The sequence below is a fragment of the Staphylococcus sp. GDY8P54P genome (assembly GCF_017892645.1).
Lineage (GTDB): Bacteria > Bacillota > Bacilli > Staphylococcales > Staphylococcaceae > Staphylococcus > Staphylococcus ureilyticus.
On sequence record NZ_JAESLN010000036.1, the window covers coordinates 20,566 to 43,443 of the forward strand.

Annotated in this window: 20 protein-coding genes; 12 read left to right on the forward strand and 8 right to left on the reverse strand. The window is 32.4% G+C overall.

The features are described 5' to 3' along the window. Positions 1 to 231 precede the first annotated feature (231 nt). The gene (locus tag KA883_RS11445) at positions 232 to 1,143 is read right to left on the reverse strand and encodes a biosynthetic peptidoglycan transglycosylase (RefSeq protein ID WP_046206836.1); all 912 of its coding nucleotides are present in this window, start codon (positions 1,141 to 1,143) and stop codon (positions 232 to 234) included. A gap of 397 nt (positions 1,144 to 1,540) precedes the next feature. Here KA883_RS11445 and tyrS point away from each other — a divergent pair, with 397 nt between their 5' ends. Then, positions 1,541 to 2,803, forward strand: coding sequence for a tyrosine--tRNA ligase (tyrS, locus tag KA883_RS11450; RefSeq protein WP_046206837.1), 1,263 nt, complete (start codon positions 1,541 to 1,543; stop codon positions 2,801 to 2,803). Between the two features lie 120 nt (positions 2,804 to 2,923). Here tyrS and KA883_RS11455 read toward each other — a convergent pair whose 3' ends face one another. Continuing rightward, positions 2,924 to 4,210, reverse strand: a complete 1,287-nt coding sequence (locus tag KA883_RS11455) for a S1C family serine protease (protein WP_046206838.1) — start codon at positions 4,208 to 4,210, stop codon at positions 2,924 to 2,926. Positions 4,211 to 4,376: 166 nt separating this feature from the next. Between KA883_RS11455 and KA883_RS11460 the strand changes: the two genes are divergently transcribed. The 3 genes from KA883_RS11460 (at position 4,377) to KA883_RS11470 (ending at position 8,021) form a co-directional block, all read left to right on the forward strand. Next, positions 4,377 to 4,997, forward strand: a complete 621-nt coding sequence (locus tag KA883_RS11460; RefSeq protein WP_046206839.1) for a lysophospholipid acyltransferase family protein — start codon at positions 4,377 to 4,379, stop codon at positions 4,995 to 4,997. Positions 4,998 to 5,161: 164 nt separating this feature from the next. Further along, the gene (nagE, locus tag KA883_RS11465; RefSeq protein ID WP_046206840.1) at positions 5,162 to 6,658 is read left to right on the forward strand and encodes an N-acetylglucosamine-specific PTS transporter subunit IIBC; all 1,497 of its coding nucleotides are present in this window, start codon (positions 5,162 to 5,164) and stop codon (positions 6,656 to 6,658) included. 241 nt (positions 6,659 to 6,899) lie between these two features. Beyond that, the gene (locus KA883_RS11470; RefSeq protein ID WP_046206841.1) at positions 6,900 to 8,021 is read left to right on the forward strand and encodes an HAD family hydrolase; all 1,122 of its coding nucleotides are present in this window, start codon (positions 6,900 to 6,902) and stop codon (positions 8,019 to 8,021) included. A 536-nt stretch (positions 8,022 to 8,557) separates the two neighbouring features. Here the strand turns inward: KA883_RS11470 and serA are convergent. The 3 genes from serA to KA883_RS11485 all read right to left on the reverse strand — a co-directional run bounded on the left by serA (position 8,558) and on the right by KA883_RS11485 (position 11,932). Next, positions 8,558 to 10,174, reverse strand: coding sequence for a phosphoglycerate dehydrogenase (gene serA, locus KA883_RS11475; RefSeq protein WP_046206842.1), 1,617 nt, complete (start codon positions 10,172 to 10,174; stop codon positions 8,558 to 8,560). After that, on the reverse strand, positions 10,167 to 11,327 hold the full coding sequence (locus KA883_RS11480) for a pyridoxal-phosphate-dependent aminotransferase family protein (RefSeq protein ID WP_046206843.1): 1,161 nt from the start codon (positions 11,325 to 11,327) through the stop codon (positions 10,167 to 10,169). Before KA883_RS11480 ends, serA begins: the two co-directional genes overlap by 8 nt. Before the next feature lie 164 nt (positions 11,328 to 11,491). After that, positions 11,492 to 11,932 (reverse strand): SACOL1771 family peroxiredoxin, encoded by a 441-nt coding sequence (locus KA883_RS11485; protein ID WP_046206844.1) that lies wholly within the window; start codon positions 11,930 to 11,932, stop codon positions 11,492 to 11,494. Between the two features lie 78 nt (positions 11,933 to 12,010). Between KA883_RS11485 and KA883_RS11490 the strand changes: the two genes are divergently transcribed. Continuing rightward, entirely contained in the window at positions 12,011 to 12,754 is a 744-nt protein-coding gene (locus KA883_RS11490; protein ID WP_046206845.1) for a glycerophosphodiester phosphodiesterase, read from the forward strand. A gap of 139 nt (positions 12,755 to 12,893) precedes the next feature. On the opposite strand, the gene KA883_RS11495 is transcribed toward KA883_RS11490, so the two are convergent. The 3 genes from KA883_RS11495 to KA883_RS11505 all read right to left on the reverse strand — a co-directional run bounded on the left by KA883_RS11495 (position 12,894) and on the right by KA883_RS11505 (position 14,974). Then, on the reverse strand, positions 12,894 to 13,400 hold the full coding sequence (locus KA883_RS11495; protein ID WP_046206846.1) for a GNAT family N-acetyltransferase: 507 nt from the start codon (positions 13,398 to 13,400) through the stop codon (positions 12,894 to 12,896). A gap of 252 nt (positions 13,401 to 13,652) precedes the next feature. Next, entirely contained in the window at positions 13,653 to 14,255 is a 603-nt protein-coding gene (rpsD, locus tag KA883_RS11500; RefSeq protein ID WP_019468598.1) for a 30S ribosomal protein S4, read from the reverse strand. A gap of 254 nt (positions 14,256 to 14,509) precedes the next feature. Continuing rightward, a complete protein-coding gene (locus tag KA883_RS11505) occupies positions 14,510 to 14,974 on the reverse strand; it encodes a GAF domain-containing protein (RefSeq protein WP_046206847.1) in 465 nt (154 codons plus the stop codon). Positions 14,975 to 15,198: 224 nt separating this feature from the next. On the opposite strand from KA883_RS11505, the gene ezrA reads away from it, so the two are divergent. From ezrA to tpx, 7 genes are all read left to right on the forward strand, one after another. Continuing rightward, the gene (ezrA, locus tag KA883_RS11510) at positions 15,199 to 16,890 is read left to right on the forward strand and encodes a septation ring formation regulator EzrA (RefSeq protein ID WP_046206848.1); all 1,692 of its coding nucleotides are present in this window, start codon (positions 15,199 to 15,201) and stop codon (positions 16,888 to 16,890) included. A 299-nt stretch (positions 16,891 to 17,189) separates the two neighbouring features. After that, positions 17,190 to 18,326 (forward strand): cysteine desulfurase family protein, encoded by a 1,137-nt coding sequence (locus tag KA883_RS11515; protein WP_046206850.1) that lies wholly within the window; start codon positions 17,190 to 17,192, stop codon positions 18,324 to 18,326. Further along, the gene (thiI, locus tag KA883_RS11520; RefSeq protein WP_046206851.1) at positions 18,323 to 19,546 is read left to right on the forward strand and encodes a tRNA uracil 4-sulfurtransferase ThiI; all 1,224 of its coding nucleotides are present in this window, start codon (positions 18,323 to 18,325) and stop codon (positions 19,544 to 19,546) included. Before KA883_RS11515 ends, thiI begins: the two co-directional genes overlap by 4 nt. 80 nt (positions 19,547 to 19,626) lie before the next feature. Then, complete coding sequence (locus KA883_RS11525; RefSeq protein ID WP_046206852.1) at positions 19,627 to 20,403, forward strand: sulfite exporter TauE/SafE family protein; 777 nt, start codon at positions 19,627 to 19,629, stop codon at positions 20,401 to 20,403. A gap of 225 nt (positions 20,404 to 20,628) precedes the next feature. After that, positions 20,629 to 21,621 carry a signal peptide peptidase SppA gene (sppA, locus tag KA883_RS11530; RefSeq protein WP_046206853.1) on the forward strand — a complete coding sequence of 331 codons (993 nt, stop codon included), beginning with the start codon at positions 20,629 to 20,631 and terminating at the stop codon, positions 21,619 to 21,621. Positions 21,622 to 21,630: 9 nt separating this feature from the next. Further along, a complete protein-coding gene (locus KA883_RS11535) occupies positions 21,631 to 22,170 on the forward strand; it encodes an RDD family protein (RefSeq protein ID WP_046206854.1) in 540 nt (179 codons plus the stop codon). Positions 22,171 to 22,259: 89 nt separating this feature from the next. Further along, positions 22,260 to 22,754: a thiol peroxidase gene (gene tpx / locus KA883_RS11540; protein WP_046206855.1), complete on the forward strand. Its 495-nt coding sequence runs from the start codon at positions 22,260 to 22,262 to the stop codon at positions 22,752 to 22,754. Positions 22,755 to 22,878 lie beyond the last annotated feature (124 nt).

Genomic DNA, 22,878 nt, shown 5'->3' on the forward strand with positions numbered 1-22,878 from the left:
AAAGTTTAGAAAAAGGCCTAACGATTTCTGACTTTAAAATAGGGGTCAATTTATAACGAAACTGACCTCAATCAGTGAGACTAAATAAAAACACTTTCGTTGGATTCGTTTTAAATGAATCATTCGAAAGTGTTTTTCTATGTGCAATGTTGTTTATCTTAGAGATATAAAAACTAACTCATTTACGTATGGATTAATCTTTACTTTGGTAAAATATATTAATGAATAATTTTATTTAGTCATTAAATGAGATTTAATATCATAATTTTCTGCACGTCTATAATCATAAAGGGTAATTTCATCTTCTACTAACATACGTTTTAATACATAATGCTGTCTATTTAAACTGACTTGGATTTGATCACTAGGTTTAAGTGAGCCATCTTCATTATAGGGTGTGTAATAGTAGGGACTTTGTAATAACCCAACTAAATAAGCAGATTCAGCAATATTCAAATCCTCAGCAGGTTTGCCAAAAATACTATAAGCAGCTGAACCTATCCCAGAAATATTTGTGCCATTATAATCACGACCAAAAGGAACAATATTTAAATATGTATATAAAATTTCATCTTTAGTCAGTATTTTTTCAGCACGCATTGAGAGTACTAGTTCATTTGCTTTTCGGTTATATGTTTTTTTATTGGTTAAAACTTGATTTTTAACAAGTTGTTGTGTAATTGTACTACCGCCCGTAGCATCCATCGAATTAAATATATCTTGACCAATCGCCCTTAAAACTGCTTTAGGTAAAATACCATTATGTTGAAAGAACAAGCTGTCTTCTGAAGCGGTTAATGCTTTGATCACATTACTATTAACATGTTTTGGACCAACGATAAGTGTATTAATAGAATTGTTATATTCTGATAAAATGTTATCACTTTTATAATCAATATATTCATTACCAGACACATTTAATAATTTATGTTTTAATTCATTATCTGACATATGCGTTGCTTCTTTTGTTAAATTTTGAAAATAAAGTACAGATATTGCGAGTAAGATAACCAAAGAACAGCTAAATATGAAAAACAAACCTACGAAAAAGTGTTTGATTTTTTTATAAATAAATTCAAACTGTTCCAGTCTAGTAAGTTGTTTATTTTTATGATTGTCTATATCAAACGTCTGTTTTTCCATAGTGGTCCTCCTTAGCTAAACAGTATTATAACATAATACAGAGTGTTGACTTTTAAAATAGAATTAAATATAATTAATATCAATTCGATATCGTTTTTGGATAGAGGAGAAGTAATATATTGTATCATCTTCAGAGAGTTAGTGATTGCTGCGAACTAACGTTGGTCTTTATATGAATACACCTTTATAGCGTAATTATCCAAACGTTTTAGTTAATGAACGTATCATTAATAAAGTTGTTTGACTTAAAGTATGGTGGTACCGTGCATATGCGCCCTTACATAATTATGTAAGGGCGCTTTTTTGCATTTTCTGAGATTATTTTCTTGAATCATAGAAGTGATGCAAATAAAGCCTATTCAAAACTTTATCAATATTTAATTAGGAGGTTGATATCATGACAAATGTATTAATTGAAGAATTAAAATGGAGAGGCTTAATTTATCAACAAACGGATGAAACAGGTATTGAAAATTTATTAAATAAAGAACAAGTTACGTTATACTGTGGTGCCGATCCAACTGCAGATAGTTTACACATTGGTCATTTATTGCCGTTCTTAACTTTACGTCGTTTTCAAGAGCATGGTCATCGACCACTTGTGTTAATTGGTGGCGGTACTGGAATGATAGGTGACCCATCTGGTAAATCAGAAGAAAGAAAGTTACAAACTGAGGAACAAGTTGAAACCAATGTACAAGGTATTAGTAAACAAATGCATAAAATTTTTGAATTTGACACAAATAAAGGTGCAAAACTAGTTAATAATAAAGATTGGCTTGGACAAATATCATTAATTGAATTTTTACGTGATTATGGTAAACATGTCGGTGTAAATTACATGCTAGGCAAAGATTCTATTCAAACGCGTTTAGAACACGGTATTTCATTTACAGAATTTACTTACACAATTTTACAAGCAATTGATTTCGGACATCTTAATCAAACATACAATTGTAAAATTCAAGTGGGTGGTTCAGACCAATGGGGCAATATCACTAGTGGTATTGAACTCATGCGTCGTATGTATGGAGAAAATGAAGCATTTGGTCTAACGATTCCTCTAGTAGTTAAATCTGATGGTAAAAAATTTGGTAAAACAGAAGGTGGAGCAGTATGGTTAGATGCTGACAAAACAAGTCCTTATGAATTCTACCAATTTTGGATTAATTCAACAGATGAAGATGTTATTAAATTTTTAAAATACTTCACATTTTTAAGTAAAGCAGAAATAAATGATTTAGAAAAATCATTGCAAGAAGCACCGCATTTACGAGAAGCACAAAAAGCATTAGCTGAAAATGTAACTAGATTTATTCATGGCCAAGATGCATTAGATGATGCAATTAGAATTTCACAAGCGTTATTTTCAGGTGATTTGAAATCACTTTCAGCTAAAGAATTAAAAGAAGGATTTAAAGATGTACCACAAGTTGACTTAAACCACACGACTTCGAACATTGTTGAAGCCATTGTTGAAACGGGCATATCTTCATCTAAAAGACAAGCACGTGAAGACATAAATAATGGTGCGATTTATATAAACGGTGAAAGACAACAAGATGTAAATTATGAATTGTCAGATGAAGATAAGATCGATAATGCATTTACAATTGTGCGTAGAGGTAAGAAAAAATACTTTATGATTAATTATAAATAAGGTCATTTTTAATCGTAAGAGTTGAAAGATAAAAAGGAGTTTGGACATTATTGATGTCCAAACTCCTTTATTTAAAGATTGAAACAAGTGTTCTGATTGCTTACATATTAATACATTTTATTAATTAAAAGGGACGACTTCTTCTTTAGATGAGTCTGTGCTATTGGACTTTTGTTCTGTTAATTTCACATCTACGCTTTGTGTTTTTCCTTTTCTTTCAATTGTTAGATTAACATTGTCACCTGGTTTTTTATGTTCATATAAATAAGAGCGTAGTTCTGTATCTTCTTGGACTTTTTCATCATCTATTTTTGTAATAATGTCGCCTTCTTTTAGTCCACTATCAGCATATACTTTGGCTACATATATACCATGTTTTTTATCTGTGTTTAATTGTTTTTTATATTCATCTGGAATTTCGCTTAAATTTAGTAAACCAATACCAATAGAAGGGCGATCGATTTTCCCATTTTTAACGAGTTCTTTAATTGTAACTTTCACTTCGTTACTAGGTATTGCGAAACCAATACCTTCAACTTGTTCATTTGCTATTTTCATAGAATTTATACCTACTAAATTCCCATTTAAATCTACTAATGCACCACCAGAATTACCAGGGTTAATGGCTGCATCCGTTTGTAGTACATTTACTTTGTTCGCACCTGCTGATGTTTGCGTATCAATTGTACGTTCGCTAGCTGAAATGATACCTGATGTTACAGAATTTGCGAATTCTAAACCTAGTGGGTTACCCATTGCAAATACACTGTCACCTGTTTTTACTTTAGAAGAATTTGCAAAGTCTATCGCTTTTGTACCTTTGGTATCATCAATTTTTAATACAGCAATATCAGTAAGTGCATCTTTGCCTATTAATTTCGCATCTACTTGATTAGAGTTATGTAATTGTACTTTAATTTCGCTTGCGCCATCAATTACGTGATTATTCGTAACAATATATGCGGATCCATTATTTTTTTGATAAATCACACCAGAACCCACGCCAGCTTCTTCTGATTTAGCAGATTTTCCTTTAAGTAAGTCATCTAAATTTTGAGCTTTTTGCATATTGATGACACCAACAATTGCAGGTGACACATCTGTAATCATTTGATTCACAGAATCATACTTATCACTTTTACCATCTAATGAATTACCAGCATTATTGTTATTATTCGCTTCTTTAACAGTTGAACCGTTATCTTCCAAAACTGTATTTTCCATTACTTTACCAATACCTAAGACGATGAGTGCACCTATGATACCAGCTATGAGTGCAACAAGTACAGTTTTGAACCATGGAAATTTTGGTTTTGTTCGTTTACTAAATGTTGGTCGGCTGTAATTTGATGTTTGCGCATCAGGTTGTTTATTGTTTGTATTTTGATCATTGTTCAAATCTGACATATTATACCTCCGATTTATTCTTTAACTCCTATTATGAAAGCTTTGTCCAACTTTTTCTAGTATATCACTATACAACTTTAGACTGAAATATAAATTATCTTGTTCATTAATGCACTAAATGATAGAATCAATAAGGTAATATAAGGTGAAAAAAGTAGGTGGAAAAATGTATAGATTTATTAGCAGTATATTAAATTTAATTATACGTAAAATATGTAAATCATTAGAAGTGCAAGGGGAAGAAAATATTCCTCAATTACATAGGTATGTCGTCACTTGTACTCACGAAAGTTACAATGAAGTCATTATGTTAGGTATGGCTATTTATCCAAATCAAATTCATTATATGGCCAAAAAAGAGTTGTTTAATAATAAGTGGTTCGGTGGATTTTTAAGTTCACTTAATGCTTTTCCAGTCGACAGAGAAAATCCTGGTCCAAGCACGTTGAAAAAGCCAATTAAATTATTAAAAGAAAATAAAACAGTTGGTATTTTTCCAACTGGCCATCGTATGAAATATGACGAAGGTTCACCGATGAAACGAGGTGCAGTTACAATTGCTATGATGGCGCAAGCACCCATCTTACCAGCGGCATATATTGGTCCCAAAAAAATTCAGGGCTTAATCACAGGCAAATCAATTATTAAATTTGGTGAACCTATTGACACTAAAAATTTACCAAAAGATATGAAACGAAATGAAAAATTAGAATATTTAACAAAAGAATTGGAAAAAAGAACAATTCAATTACAAAATGAATTAAATGCGTCTGTAGCACATAAATAATTCATTTTACTCATTTTGAATCTTATTTTATATACGAAATTTATAAGACTTGTGTTATTATGGAACTGTACAATGACAACAAGTATAACGCTTTCATTCACCACGTGGACATTTTGTACATGTGGTGATTTTTTAGGTAATTTATTGGGAAATGGGGAATGATTATGTATAGTTTCTTTCAACGTTTGGGAAGATCGCTCATGTTGCCAGTTGCAGTGTTACCAGCAGCTGCTATTATCGTTGGTATTGGTAATGCATTAACAGCACTTGGTATATTGCCAACCATAGCTGCGTTCTTTTCAACAGCAGGCTCAACGATACTAGGGCAACTGGGAATATTATTTGCAATTGGGGTCGCTTTAGGTATGGCGAAAAAAAATGACGGAGCAGTGGCGCTTGCTGCAGCTGTTGGTTTCTTCTTAACAACCGTCGTGCTTAGTCCTGAAAAATTAGCACCATTATTGGGTGTAAAAGAAACAGGAGTAAATGAAGCGTTCGAACAAATGAATAATCAAAACGTCTTAATCGGTTTGATTATCGGTTTAGTTGCTGCATATACGTATAACAGATTTAGTAAAACAGAACTGCCAACAGCGTTATCGTTCTTTAGTGGTAAACGTTTGGTACCTATTTTAACTGCATTCTTTAGTATATTTATCGCGGTTATTATGTTGTTTGTTTGGCCAGTTGTGTACTCAGCAATTGTTGCATTTGGAACATGGATATTAGATTTAGGTCCTGGTGGTGCATTTTTATATGGCTTTTTCAACCGTTTGTTAATACCGACAGGATTACACCATGCATTGAATGCAGTATTTTGGTTTGATTTAGCAGGTATTAATGATATCGCTAAATTCCAAACAGGTGATGGTGCTGTTCAAGGTATCACAGGACGCTATATGGCTGGTTTCTTCCCAGTAATGATGTTTGGGATTCCAGCAGCAGCATTAGCGATGTATCATACTGCTGAGACAAAACAGAAAAAAAGAGTTTATGGCTTAATGTTTGGTGGAGCGATTTCAGCATTTTTCGTTGGTGTGACTGAGCCAATCGAATTTTCATTTATGTTTGTAGCACCAATACTATTTGTTATTCATGCACTATTAACTGGTTTATCTCTGTTTATTGCAGCGCTATTTCACTGGACAGCAGGGTTCTCATTTAGTGCGGGGTTAATTGACTTTTTACTATCTTTGATTAATCCAGTAGCAAATCATCCACTGATGTTAATGGTTCAAGGTGTAGTGTTCTTTGTGATTTATTATGTTGTATTTAGATTAGCAATAAAATGGTTGAAACTTAATACACCTGGTCGTGGTGATAACTTACTACCTGACCCGACATCAGAAGAAGCTACAACAGGTGACACTGCAGATTCAGCTGAGTCTGAAGGGGAGTTACAGAAAAATAAGTATTCAAAAACGGCAAGTCAAATCGTAGAAGGTCTTGGTGGCAAAGAAAACATTACTTCTTTAACAAATTGTGCTACTCGTTTACGTATGGAACTCAATGATAATAGTATTATTGATGAAACTAAGATTAAAAGTGCTGGTGCAGTAGGTGTTACTACAAGCGGTAAACACAACACCCAAGTTATCATTGGGACGCAAGTACAACAAGTAGCAGACGAAATGGAAGCGCAACTAGAAGATCATAGTTAGATAGACGTCGTTTGAAAGTTTTATTATAAAGTTGTAGCAATTCATACAATCACGTTTGGAAATTAGCGATAAGTACATGTTATCGTTTCATTTTCAAGCGTGATTTTATTTTCAAATTAATTTCATGAAATTAATAATATATTTCTATATATATATCTTTTGGAAATACATTGCTCTTTTCACATGTAAATAGTACGATATACTAGTATCAGAATTTTCTGATTAAAGGAGAGGAACTAAGATGAAGTCGGTATTATTTGATGTTGATGGTGTGTTTTTAAGTGAAGAAAGGTGCTTTGATGTATCTGCATTAACGGTTTATGAAATGTTAATGAGTAAAGATTATATTGCTATTGACCCATCTATAGATTTTCATGAACTGGATGACGAGCAAATTTCTGAAATAAGAGATATTGTCTTTTACCATGATGAGATCTTAACAAAGTTAAAATCTTTAGGGTTGAATTCAAACTGGGATATGTTATTTATTGTTATTGCATTACATTACATTGACTTATGCAAATCACTTACTCAAGAGGAATTGTCTATTGCATTGAATTCAAAAAGCTTTAGTGAAAAAACGCTACAATTTCTCGGTGATCATATTTCTGATATTGAGCTTAATTTTGAATTACCACTTTCATTTTTAGATGGTTTAAGTTCTGGTAAAGAAAATATATATCAAGCATTAATTGAACATGCAAAAGTACAGTTAAATACAAAAGATGTTGAATTATTTGAGTTGAAAAGTCCTTTCTGGATGCTAGCACAAGAAATATATCAGGAATGGTATTTAGGTTGCGAATTATATCATGAAGTAGAACAGAAACAACAGCGCACTGACTTTAAAAAAGGCTATATATATCAAGAGGTAGTGCTTAGACCTGTTAGTGAAATCAAGCAATTGTTAGAAGATTTAAAAGAGGCTGGTTACCAAATTGCCATTGCTACAGGCCGACCACGTACTGAGACAATCGTTCCATTTGAAACATTAGGGATTAAATCATTGTTTGACGATTTACATATTGTGACTGCTAGTGATGTATTGATTGCAGAAGAACATTTTCCTGATTTAAAGCCGCTAGGGAAACCCAATCCATTTAGCTATTTAGCAACGCTAGATGGTAATGATTTGCAACATTATAAAAAATATGCAACAAATCAAGAAAATCGTGTAAACCCAGATGAAGTATTTATTGTTGGTGATTCATTAGCTGATTTATTAAGTGCGAAAAAGATAGGCGCAACTTTTATCGGTCCTTTAACCGGTTTGAAAGGACAAAATGCACGTGAGGAATTAGAAAGCTATGATGCTGAATATATTGTCGATCATGTTGGTGAAATTCGAGATATCTTATTATAATACAAATATAGAAGATTGAGGAATATAAGGGATATTAATATATATTTACACCTTGTTAAAGCTGATTACGATTAATGACTTACAGGGTTTACTTAAACTAAAACGCATATATAAACATTTCGAATGATATGAGTAGCTCCACGATGATGTTGAATGCATCGCATACTTTTTAGGAATTGTTTCAACGATTTTATTTACATGTCGTGATACATTACTTATAGAGATTTTGTAATGTGTTGACGCCAGGGGGAATGATATGAGTGAGAGACTACAGGCTCGAGCCATATCCTCAGGCAAGCATGTACGATTAAAATCGTAGTATTTTAAATATAAAGAGGGGCAATCCATATTAAGGATTGCCCCTCTTATTTTGAGAATGGGGATTTAAGTCCCAGCCTTTATTTTTCTGCTATTTATGTCCAGACGCTTAAATAGTATTTCATATGAATAAGACAGTTAATAATAGTTCAAATTAAATGTATCTTGATAAAAAGTTGACAGGACAATCATTTTGTTGTCTTGTCAGTTTATTATTGTTAAATATTGTAATTTTCATTAGCTGCAACATCTAATTCTACACTTCTTATTAGATTAAATCCTTCAATTTCATATAAAGCATCGATTACATCTTGTGTTACAGGATGATCAATCGATAAAATCATCAACGCATTACCACCTTGGTTTGTTCGCCCTAAATGCATAGAAGCGATATTGATATTGTATTCACCTAATATTTGACCTGTACGTCCTACAATACCTGGTCTATCGTTATGATTGATAACCAATTGATGTTTTTCAGGTTTGAAATCAACAGGGTATTCATTAATACGTACGATTCTTGGGCCATAGCCATTTAGTACAGTTGCACCAATTTTAATTTGTGTGTCTTTATTAATTAAAGTTAATTCAATATAATTGCTAAATCCACGATGTTTGGTATCTTTTTCTATATTATATGATACACCTTGCTCATTTAGTAATACTAAGGCATTTATTAAGTTGACACGTTCTGCTAAATCTTGGCGTAATACACCTGATACAAGGGTTCTAGTAAGTAAACTTGTATCATCCAGTGCGATATCCCCTTTATATTTAATTTGTAACTCACGAGGGGCTTTTTCCAATAATTGAATACCTACTTCACCAGTTAATTTACTTAATTCAATATATGGCTTTAATTCATCATTAATTTCATTGAAGGACATTTTTGGTGCGTTAATCGCATTAACGACATTACCGTGTTCAAATATGTCTATGATTTCATTGGCAACGGAGACTGCAACTTTTTCTTGTGCTTCAACAGTGGATGCACCCAGGTGTGGTGTGACGATGATTTTATCATGTGCAACAAGAGGTGATTCTGTTGCTGGTTCACTTTCAAATACATCAATTGCAGCACCTTGAATTTGATTAGTATCTAATGCTTCAACAAGCGCATCTTCATCAATGATACCTCCGCGCGCAACATTGATAATTTGAAGGGTCGGTTTTGCTTTTTCAAAAAATGCTTTATCTACAATACCTTTTGTTTTTGGAGTCAGCGGTGTATGCACTGTTACAAAATCTGCTTGTTCAGCAATTTCATCAACTGTAGCACGTGTCACATTAAGTTCTTTAGCTTTGTCTTCTGACAGATAAGGATCAAAAGCAAGTATGTTCATACCAAAGCTTTGTGCACGTTTTGCTACACCAATTCCAATTCTCCCAGCACCAATAACACCTAATGTTTTATTATAAAGTTCAGTGCCTCTATAAGCTTTACGATCCCATTTACCATTTTTTAATGATTGGTGGGCTTGAGGGACGTTACGTGCCATGGATAAAATCATTGCCATCGAATGTTCAGTAGCTGAAATTGTATTCCCATCAGGTGCATTAATAACGATAACACCATGTTTAGTAGCAGCTTCTACATCAATATTATCCACACCAACACCTGCACGTGCGATGACTTTTAAGTTTGGTGCAGCAGCAATGATATTAGATGTGACTTGTGTTTGGCTACGTACAATCAGTCCCTCATAGTTAGGAATGATTTCAGCTAATTCTGTTTCATTCAAATCAGTTTGAATGTCGACATTAAAATCGCTATGATCTGTTAAATTTTTTAAACCATCTGGTGAAATTGGATCTGAAACTAAAATTTTATACATATGCTTTTACGACCTCCATATATTGTGTGATAGCTTTACCAACATAAGATTCATTTCTAAATTCTGACAATAGTATTTCTAACGCTGATACAACTTGTAAAATATCAAAAGGCGATATTTGCCCCATATGGCCAATACGTAATATTTGGCCTTTTAAATGACCCTGGCCACCAGCAATTGTAATGGCAAATCTATTTTTTAATTCACTCTTAATATAGTTGAGTTCATCTTTAGATTTTGGAGTGAACGCAGTGACAGTAGGAGACGCATAAACATCTTGAACCAATAATTCCAAATCTAATGCTTTCAATGCTTGTCTTAATCCATCCCTTATCGCATAATGCCTAGCAACAACTTGATCTAAACCTTCTGCATTGATTAGTTCGGCGTATGCGTTTACACCTCTAAATAAAGATACATTGGGTGTGAAAGGTGTTGAATGTTCAGCCAATGATTTTAAATATTTATTTAAATCTAAATAAAATCTAGGCGTTTCTACTGCGTTAAATCGTTCTTTTGCACGATTATTATAAGCTACAAATCCGAGACCGGGTGGAAGCATAATTGCTTTTTGACTACCTGAAACAAGTACATCGATATAATCCCGGTCTAAATCTACATCAACAGCTCCAATACAACTAACACCATCAACCACAAAATATATCGATGAATCAAAGTCGTTTAATGCTTTGCCAAGTTCATGAACAGGATGTAATACAGCCGTAGAAGTCTCGCAATATTGACTAAAGACTGCTGTGATTTCAGTGTTTAAAGATTTTAAAAAGTCGATAAAGTCAGGAACATTAACTGCTTGTCCCCATTCAACTTCAAATATATGTACATTATCGTAATAAGTTTCTGCAATTTGTTTAAATCTATTGCCAAATGCACCAGAAACAATTACAACGATGTCATCATCTGGATTTGCTATATTTAGCATACTCGCTTCAAGTACGCTGGTACCACTTGAAGTAAGTATCATAACCTCATTTTTAGAACCAAAGATAGGTTTAAGTGATTTAAAAGCTTGTTCTGCGATTGCTTCAAAATCACTTGATCGATGTCCGACCATTGGTAATTGTGTAGCGTGTAATATATGTTCTGGTACAGGTGTTGGTCCTGGTGTAAGTAACAAAGGATGATAATATTTCATGTGTAATTCCCCCAATGCTTATGATTGTCAAGTTTAGCAAATTTTCAGAAAATATAAAAGTGTAAAAATTTAAAATAATTAAATATATTCAAAATTCTAATAATATGTAAGGGCATACATTGTTATTATAATCATATTCCGTCATACATAAAATGATTGCAAAATTATTTTAATATAGGTTCTATTTTGACGTCGACATTGCCTCTTATAGAATTTGAAATCATGCAATTATTGTCTGCAATCTTTAGTAACTTTGGTAGTTTCTTTTTTAATTGTTCTTTCTGTGTTGTATCTACATTTATTTCAGGATAATGTGTAATGGTATCCATTTTAAATTTGGCATTTTCAAATATAGCTAATCCAATAGTTGATTGTTGTATATCAATATTGGTAAAACCTGAGCGTTCTAATACAGCCGCAAGGGAAATGATATAACAAGATGATGCTGCGGATACTAATAACTCATCAGGATTCGTACCAGTTCCATTTCCGCCTAGACCTGCTGGGATAGATATTTGTTCATTCAAAATATCACCAGAAAGTTTACCGACTGATTCTCGTCCATCTTCCCATTTTGTAGTTACTTTAAATTGATGTTGGACCATTGCTTTGACCTCCATTGTTTTTATGATAACTTAAGTTTAGTGGATTCTAGTTTATAATGAAAGGGGAGGGCACTTTTTATGTCATTTGAATACGAAAAACATCATATAATGTTAGTTGCGCATCGTGGCTTGGCAATGGATTATCCAGAAAACACCAGTATTGCTATTCAAGCTGCCCTTCAAAGCAATGCAGATATTTTAGAGATAGATCTACATAAAACGCGGGATGGTCAGTTAGTTGTGATACATGATGACACTATTGACAGAACATCAAATGGTAGGGGGAAGGTTGGAGAACAAACACTTAATGATTTAAGACAATATGATTATGGTATAAATAGTAATCCAAGATATACCAAACAAACATTGCTGACATTTGATGAAGTATTAACATTGATCAAAGCATCGTCTCAGGCATTATTAATAGAAATGAAACAACCTAAAAATTATCCCGGCATTGAAAATGATTTAATAGATAAACTAAAGCAATATGAGCTAGATAAAAATCAAGTGATCATTCAATCTTTTGATCAAAATTTTATAAAACAACTATATCTGAAGCATTATGGCTATCGATTAGGTGTTTTAATTAGCAAAAAACGATATTGGTATAAAATGCCATCTTTTAAAAAAATAGCTGAATATGCTGACTATGTTAATCCGCACTACTCATTAGTAACGAAAACCTTTATGAAAAAAGCACATTATCATGGATTAAAAGTAATGCCTTATACTGTTAATGAAAAAAGCCAAGCGATAAAACTGATCCGTATTGGTGTCGATGGTCTTATTTCTGACAAACCACATCGTTTATTTTGTTAATTCAATGATTACCTGAGCTAAAGTACATGCATAAGTCCCACTCACCCAACAAGTTGAGAAGTGGGACTAGGGATTACCTGAGCTAAAGCTCATGCATAACCCCCCACTAACTCAACAAGTTGAGAAGTGGGGGTTACATTTATTTTTGTTGATTAATCCAATCATCTCTTAAAAGACCCATTACATGGCAATCATTATATTTACCTCGTGTATAGAAATGTTCTTGTAAGGTACCTTCAATTTTAAAGTTTTGTTTTTGGTAGATATGTACAGCTTTCTCGTTTGTAACATCTACAAATAAATATATTTTATGAAGGTTTAACACTAAAAAGGCATAATCTATAGCCATTTTAAAGGCTTGTGAGGCATATCCTTTACCACCATATTGTTCATCTACGATAATTTGTATTTCGCAATTACTATGTATAAAATCAATTTCTACCAATTCAACCACGCCGATACGCTCAGAATCATTTTCGATAATAAATCTTCTTTCAGATTCATCTAATAGATGTTTTTTATAGAGTGATTGTAACTCACTTAAAGATTGATATGGTTCTTCAAACCAATAAGACATAATGGAATATTCATTATTTAAATGATGTACAAAGTCCAAATCTGTTTCTTCTAAAGCTCTAATTTTCAATGTTAACACTCCTTTTTACTAAATATAAACAAAGTGAAGAAAAATGTAAAATTGAAGAGAAGTACAGCGGAAGGTCTTTTAATTTCCTTTAGCATTAAGTGGATACAATGGGGGTATCTTGAAACCTTTCAATATGTTAACGTTTATTATTATTTTAGGTTAGAAATGATTGCGTAATGAGTCAATATCTACAAATTTGGATACAAAAAAACACCGACAAAAAAATTTGTCGATGTTTTAATAGAAAACTTATTATCTTGAGTAGTACTCAACGATAAGTTGTTCATTGATTTCAGCTGGTAATTCACTACGTTCAGGAATGCGAATGAATTTACCTTTTAAGTTGTCTGCATCAAACTCTAAGTAATCAGGTACAAAGTTGTTGATTTCAACAGATTCAGCAATGATATCTAATTTAGCAGATTTTTCACGTACTGAAACTTCTTGTCCTGGTTTAAGAGTGTATGATGGGATATCAACACGTTTACCGTCAACTTCGATATGACCATGGTTAACGATTTGACGTGCTTGACGACGTGTACGAGCTAAACCTAATGAATATACAACTGCATCTAAACGTGCAGCAAGTAATTGCATGAAGTTTTCACCATGTACACCATGTTGGTTACCAGCGATTTCGAATGTGTTACGGAATTGTCTTTCAGTCATGCCATATAAATAACGTAATTTTTGTTTCTCACGTAATTGTAAACCATACTCTGACATTTTTTTACGTTGGTTAGGACCATGTTGTCCTGGTGCGTAAGGACGTTTTTCTAATTCTTTACCTGTGCCACTTAAAGAAATACCTAAGCGACGAGATTTTTTCCAGTTTGAACCTCTGAATCGAGCCATAAATAGACTCCTCCTTTTTCTTTTTTGTTGTTATGAAAAAACAAAAAAGAGTGTTGCATGCTTAATTGGATATATTGTTTTATGTGTCCTCGCCTCATAGCTACGGTTACACGGCACGCCCACTTTGGGAACAACATAGCGCCAATTAATATACAACTGCTAATTTCGTTTATTCACACAAGGAACATTGTACCATGATATATTAATCTGTCAATAGTTGACCTTGCGTTTGTTTGTAATAGAACAGGATTGGTTTATGATAATTGATTTTCAATGATAGCTACAATGTTTTCTAAGCCTTGCTTATCTTCATTATTGAAACGGTTTGTGATAGGTGCATCTATATCTAAAACACCTATGACATTGCTATCTTTATGAATAGGTATTACAATTTCAGATTTACTGTTAGCATCGCAAGCAATATGTCCAGGAAATGCATTTACGTCTGCTACTAATTGTGATTCATCTTTGGCAACAGCAGTACCACACACGCCTTTACCAATAGCGATATGTACACAAGCAGGGTGTCCTTGAAATGGACCAAGAATTAATTCGTTATCTTCTACTAAATAAAATCCTACCCAGTTAATTTGATCTAATGAATCATTTAACAGTGCAGATATGTTACTAAGGATGGCAATCATATTGGACTCATCTTCAATTAAACTTGAAACTTGCTTTTGTAATAAATCATAATTTGTTTCACTAACCTCTAGCATAAAAAAACCTCACTTTTTACTTTTCATTTAGTATAAAGACTGTTTTAATAGTAATCAATCAATTGATTTTAGAAGTTATTTTAAAATTATCGTTATACATATGATTAGGAAAGAAAGAACTTAATGACTAATTTTAAATAATTGAGATGATTCACTCATTTTCTCTTTAATGGGTAGGTATCTTACGTTATAATGAATAGTGATAAAATAGGAGGAGAAAACATATGGTATTGTATGTCATTTTAGCAATTATTGTCATTATACTGATTATTGTCGGTATATTATTCTATATGCGTTCCAACAAAAGCCAAATAATTGAAAAGGCTGAAACGCGTAAAGTAAAAGTAGAACAATTACCCTATGATGAAAGTCTATCTCAATTGTCTGAGCTAACTTTAACAGGGGAGACAAAAACAACTTATAACAGTTTAAAACAAAATGCACTAGATAGTAAAAATCAATATTTATTACCAGTAGAAGAAAAAATTCATGATGCAGAAGGATTGCTTGATAAATTTAAATTTTCACAAGCTCAAACTGAAATTGATGAAGCACATGAATTGATGGATAAATATGAAGAAAACTACAATGAACTTACTTCAAAAGTTGAAAATATTTTAAATCTACATAAAGAAAGTGACCACCTGTATGAAGCGTGTAAGGTGGATTATCGTGAAATGAAACGTGATGTGTTAGCTAATAGACATCAATTCGGTGAAGCGGCTGCTCCATTGGAACAAGAAATTGAATCATTTGTTCCAGAAATGGAAACATATGAAACATTAAAAGAGGATGGTAATTATAACCAAGCGTACAATCATATCAAAACGCTTAATGAAGATATGAATTATCTTAAAAAAGATATGGATGAAATTCCTGAGTTGATTAGAGAAGCACAAAAAGAATTACCAGGACAATTCCAAGATTTAAAATATGGATGTCGCGACTTGAAAGTCGAGGGTTATGATTTAGATCATGTCAAAATTGATAGTTCATTACAGACGCTTAAAACAGAATTGAGTTTCGTTGAACCAATGATCAGTAGATTAGAATTAGACGAAGCAAATGATAAATTAAATAGTATTAATGATCGTCTTGATGAAATGTATGAATTAATCGAACATGAAGTAAAAGCAAAAAATGAAGTAGAAGAAACAAAAGAAGTTATCACTGATAATCTATTTAGAGCTAAAGAAATGAATTATACGTTACAAACTGAAATTGAATATGTGCGCGAAAATTATTATATAAACGAAAGTGATGTTCAAAATGTAAGACAGTTTGAAAATGAAATTCAGAGCATGATTTCAGTATATGATGAAATATTACAAGAAATGGCGAAATCAGCAGTAAGATATAGCGAAGTCCAAGATAACTTGAAATATATCGAAGAACATGTTGATGTCATCAATGAAAAACAAGAAAAACTACAAAATCATTTAATTCAACTTCGAGAAGATGAAGCAGAAGCAGAAGAAAATATCTTGCGTGTTCAAAGTAAAAAAGAGGAAGTTTATAGAAAACTCTTGGCCTCAAATTTACCGAGTGTACCTGAAAGATTCATCATTATGAAAAATGAAATAGATTATGAAGTGCGTGAAGTAAACAAAAAATTTAGTGTGAGACCCATCCATGTAAAACAACTTAAAGATAAAGTCTCTAAAGTGGTTCTACAAATGAATAAATTTGAAGATGAAGCAACAGATGTTCTCGTCAATGCAGTCTATGCTGAAAAATTGATTGAATATGGGAACCGCTATCGTAAAGAAAGTTCAAATATTGATAAAAGTCTTAATGAAGCAGAGCGTTTATTTAAAAATAATCGTTACAAACGCTCAATTGAAATATCTGAACAAGCGCTAGAGAGTGTAGAACCAGGTGTTACAAAACAAATTGAATCACAAGTTATCAACTAAATAATAGTAATGTTTTTGAGGCTGGAACATAAAAATGTTCCAGCCTCAAATAATTTTTTTGGCGCTAGATGTTTGTATGAACAAATTATTAATATTTAATGATTATTTAAAAATTCATATAGACAGTGATGAAGAATTTATATTTAAAAAACCATTTTCTGTCTTACTCTCTTTTCTTTTTAATAAAACCGAGTATAATGCTAAAAGGGAAACTTTAAAATATGAAATGATATGTTGATATAAAAAATAAATATGAAAAATCCTTAAATATAAAATGATATAGAATTGGAGTGAAAACATTGATTTATCTTGATAATGCAGCGACAACGAAACCGCGACAAGACGTATTAGATACCTTTTTAAAAGTAAATGAATCGCTATATTTTAATCCAAACAGCCCACATAAAGCAGGTATACAAGCAGAGCAGTTATTACAACAATCAAAAGATCAAATTAAAGAACTATTTAAATTAGAAAAAGATTTTGATATTGTTTTTACAAGTGGCGCAACTGAATCCAATAATATTGCTATCAAAGGGATTGCTTACAAGAAAAGAGCATTTGCAAATGTCATAATTACTTCAGTTTTAGAACATCCCTCTGTTTTAGAGGTTGTTCGTTCATTAGAAAATGAAGGTTTCGATATAAAATATGTAAACGTGACTAAAGATGGACAAATTGATTTAGAACATTTGAAATCGTTGATGTCAGATAAGGTTGCTCTTGTAACGTGTATGCAAGTCAATAATATCATGGGACAAATTCAACCTATCGAAGCGGTGGCAAAAATTGTTCACCAATACCCTAAAGCACACTTACATGTTGATGCAGTACAAGCAATAGGTAAAATTGCGTTAGATTTTAAATCTTCTGACACAATGAGTTTAAGTGGTCATAAATTTCATGGCTTAAAAGGCCAAGGCCTTTTATTTGTTCGTAATTTACATCAAATTGAGCCAATTGTTCATGGCGGTGGTCAAGAATACGGACTTAGAAGTGGCACAGTCAATCTTCCTATTGATATAGCCATCGTGAAAGCTTTAAAAGTCGCTGTAAAAGAAAGTGCGCAACTATATGAAAAATTAAGTGAGTTCAATCAGGAAATCATACAATTTTTAAATGAATATAGTGGTGTAAAGGTTAATTCTCCTAGCGGCGCATCACCACATATTTTGAATGTTGGTTTTCCCGGCGTGAAAGGTGAAGTATTAGTAAATGCATTTTCAAAATATGATATTATGCTATCTACTACAAGTGCTTGTTCATCCAAAAAGGCATCCTTGAACGAAGTACTTTTAGCAATGGATATCCCTAAAACGCAAATAGAAGGCAGTATCAGAATATCAATGGGTACCAATACTACTACTGATGATATACGTAATTTTAAGGAGAAATTTAATCTTGTATATGAAGAAGTGAAGGAGTTGTTAAAATGATTTATGATCACATTTTAGTGAGATATGGAGAGTTAACCTTAAAAGGTGCTAACCGTAAGATGTTTGTTAATAAATTACGTTCAAATGTTAAACGCGCATTAATGCCACTGCAAGGATATAAAGTCAAAGCCAATAGAGATAGAATGTACATTGAATTAGATGAAGGTGCAGATATTGAAGAAATGTGTCGCCGCTTAGAAAAAGTATTTGGTATTTATTCTATCAGTCCCGTATTGAAAATTGATAAAACAATAGAAGCAGTACGTGATATAGCTGTAAAATTTGCTCAAGGTTATGCACATGGAGATACATTTAAGATTGATGTCAAACGCTCAGATAAAAACTTTTCGTTTGATACATATCAATTGCAAAAAGAACTCGGTGGAACCGTATTAAACGCAACTGATGATCTAACAGTAGATGTACACAACCCGAACCATACGATTAAAGTTGAGGTTCGATTAGACGCTATTTATGTTTATGATCAAGTCATTGCAGGATCTGGTGGATTACCAGTTGGTACGGGTGGTAAGACATTACTTATGTTATCCGGAGGTATAGATTCTCCAGTAGCTGGTATTGAAGTTATGAGAAGAGGTGTCACTGTAGAAGCCATTCATTTTCATAGTCCACCATTCACGAGTGAAAAGGCTAAAGATAAAGTAATTGAACTGACAAGAATTATGTCTGTGCATGTTGGTCCTATTAAATTGCATATTGTACCCTTCACTGCTTTACAAAAACAAATTAATAAAGTCGTACATGAGCGCTATACGATGACTTCAACACGTAGAATGATGATGAGGGTAGCGGATAAGCTTGTGGATGATATTGATGGACATGCCATCGTAAATGGTGAAAATTTAGGACAGGTTGCTAGTCAAACCCTTAAAAGTATGTATGCTATCAATCATGTGACATCTACACCAATCTTACGACCACTTTTAACATTAGATAAGGAAGACATCGTGAAGAGAGCCAAAGAAATTGGTACATTTGATACATCTATTCAGCCATATGAAGATTGTTGTACCATCTTTACACCTAAAAATCCTGCGACGGAGCCAGACATTGAAAAAGTCGAAAAATTTGAAGCGGTATATGATTTTGAACCTCTTGTACAAGAAGCATTTGAACAAATAGAAACTTTAACAATTACGCCAGACTATCAAAGTGAAAAAGATACTGAAACGCAAGCATTGGCAGATCATTTATTTTAATATTTACTTTGAGTATTCAATTCCATACAAACAACATGAGTTAATTAGACATAAGGATAAAACAGATAGGGGATGGAATCATGCTAGATTGGGATATTTCAATCGTACTTATAATTATACTTCTAGGATTTTTAGCGGCGTTTATTGATGCAGTTGTAGGTGGGGGCGGCTTAATTTCTATCCCGGCATTATTAGCTGTTGGTATGCCCCCCGCTATTGCATTGGGTACTAATAAATTAGCAAGTTCATTTGGCTCACTTACAAGTGCATTTCGTTTCTTGAGGTCGGGTAATGTCGATTTGAAGATAGTAGGAAAGTTATTTCCATTTGTATTTATTTTAGCAATATGTGGTGCTAGCGTTGCTACATTTCTACCCGCTGAACTGTTAAAACCATTGGTTATCATTATTTTGACGTTAGTGATGATTTATACGTTAGTTAAAAAAGATTGGGGAAATGTGCGTACATTTACAAAATTGTCGCTTGGTAAAGCAATCTTATTTATGAGTCTTATGTCACTCATAGGATTTTATGATGGTTTTTTAGGTGGTGGTACCGGCTCATTTATGCTTTTTATTTTACTTATGTTCGGTTTTGATTTTTTAAGTGCTGCCGGAAACGCGAAAGTATTAAATTTTGCTTCCAATTTAGGCGCTTTAATTTTGTTTATGATATTAGATCAGGTTGACTATTTTTATGGTTTAATTATGGCAGCAAGTATGATTTGTGGATCGTATGTTGGGGCAGCTTTTGCAATTAAAAAAGGTGTCAGTTATGTAAAAACTTTATTTATTGTAGTAACTGCCATATTGATTATTAAAAATGCTTACGATTACATAATGCAATTAATAAATTGATTATTTTGAAAAAGAATTTGCTATATTTCAAAGGTATTCAAATACGTGAACGTGGCTGAGACAAATTAATTGTCTCAGCTTCTTTTCATTTTAAATTGACACTCATAATAGCTTATTGCTATCTTAATCCTTTTTTATTTTCATATAATGGTATACATTATTGAATTGATTATGTTTAAATTGTATTTGAAACGATTGAAAAAATATTCTGGGAGTGAATACGTTATGTCGAAAAAGAGAATAATAGCAATAGTACTTGCCGTAATTATCGTGCTTGGTGGTATTGTTATGAGTTCGATATCTACTGTGATTTCTTCGCTTTTTAGTGAAGATAGTATGTCAGAAATAGATCCATTTACTGAAACGGTAGAATCAGAAGGTGATACTTCAAAACGCATTGTGCACTTAACTTTAAATGGTGAAATTAGTGAGGGTACTGGTGAAGGGATGTTTGGAAGCTCTGGTTATAATCATGAAGCATTTCTTAAACAGTTGGATAAAGTTAAAAAAGATAGCTCGATAAAAGGTGTTTTATTAACCGTTAACACACCAGGCGGAGGTACATATCCAAGTGATGAAATTTATAAAAAAATTAAAGAAATAAAGAAAAAAGATAAAAAGGTTTATGTACATATGGATGCGATGGCTGCATCTGGTGGATATTATATATCTGCCCCTGCTGATAAAATATATGCTGGTCCACAAACGACTACTGGATCTATTGGCGTTATTATGTCAAACGTTGATTATTCTGGTTTACAAGAAAAATTAGGCGTTAAGGAAAATGTCATTAAATCTGGTGAACATAAAGATATTATGAGTAGTTCTCGAAAAATGACTAATGAAGAGAAAGATATCATGCAATCAGTATTAAATGATAGTTATGAAAGATTTGTTGGTATTGTTGCTAAAGGTAGAGATATGCCAGAGAAAAAGGTTAAAAAGTTAGCTGATGGACGTATATATAGTGCGCAACAAGCCGAAAAGAATGGTTTGATTGATGAAATTGGTTATAACGATAATGCGTTAAAAGCACTTAAGAAAGACATAAAAGCAAAGGATGCTGAAGTGTTTAAATATAGTGAAGACGAAGGTTGGTTTAGTTCTATTTATTCAACTAAAACAACATTACATCAATTCAAAAATGAATTAAGTGAATTGAAATCAATTATAAGCAATGATACAGAAGCTGAACCTATGTATCTATATAAAGGTTAGGTGTATAAAATGGAGCAGTATACAAATCAACAAACATTACAGTCAACCCCAGAAAATGATAAATCTGATATAGAAGCAATGTATCATGAACAATTAACAAAGTCTGTATATGCTAGTTTTGGTATAAGGTTTTGGAGTTTTATTATTGATTTACTCATTATATTTGGCATTCAAGGACTATTATTAAAACCGATATACCATTTTACGCAAATTGATGAACTTAAGTTATGGATTGATTATTTTAGCTTAGGTCACGTTTTAGATGCGCTTGTATTTTATTTATATTTTGTATTATTAACTAAATTTTTCAAACAAACGATAGGTAAAATGATTTGTAACATTCGAGTAGAACGGATAGATCGTCAATCTCTTACATGGGCAGATGTGTTGTTTAGAGAATGGATTGGTCGTATTATAAGTGGCGTTTTATTTAACTTACCTTACTTGGTTGTTTTGTTTACAAATAAACACAAGGGTATCCATGATATCTTCGCTGATACAGTCGTAATCAGAAATAAATTTGAAAAGTTGTTTTATTTAAAAAAATAAATGTGAATTTTACTGAGCTATGAGTTTATTTTGATACGATAGATAGGTATACTATGGTTGTAAGAACTATTTAATAGGAGGCGTGCAATATGGCACAAATTACATTTAAACAAGAACCAGTAACACTATATGGTTCACAAGTAAAAAAAGGAGAATATGCTCCAAATTTTACTGTCTTAGACAATGATTTAAATGAAGTAACTTTAGAAAGTTATGACGGACATAAGAAATTAATTAGTGTTATTCCGTCTATAGATACAGGTGTTTGTGATCAACAAACACGTAAATTTAATGAAGAAGCTGCTAAGGAAGATGGTGTGGTTTTAACTATTTCTGTAGACTTGCCATTTGCACAAAAAAGATGGTGTGCTTCAAATGGTTTAGATAATGTAATCACTTTAAGTGATCATAGAAACTTATCTTTCGGTAAAACGTACGGCGTTGTTATGGAAGAATTGCGTTTATTAGCACGTTCTGTTTTTGTCTTAGATAAAAACAATAAAGTAGTTTATACTGAAATTGTTTCTGAAGGTACAAATTTCCCAGACTTTGATGCTGCTTTAGAAGCTTATCGTAATCTATAAATAATATAATATTGTCATATGATTAAACTAGTAAAACTCACAAAACAGTATCGTTGACATTATAAATTAAACTGTCCATAATTATTTGGTAATATAAGTTAGGGTACTGACTTAATTTCAATTA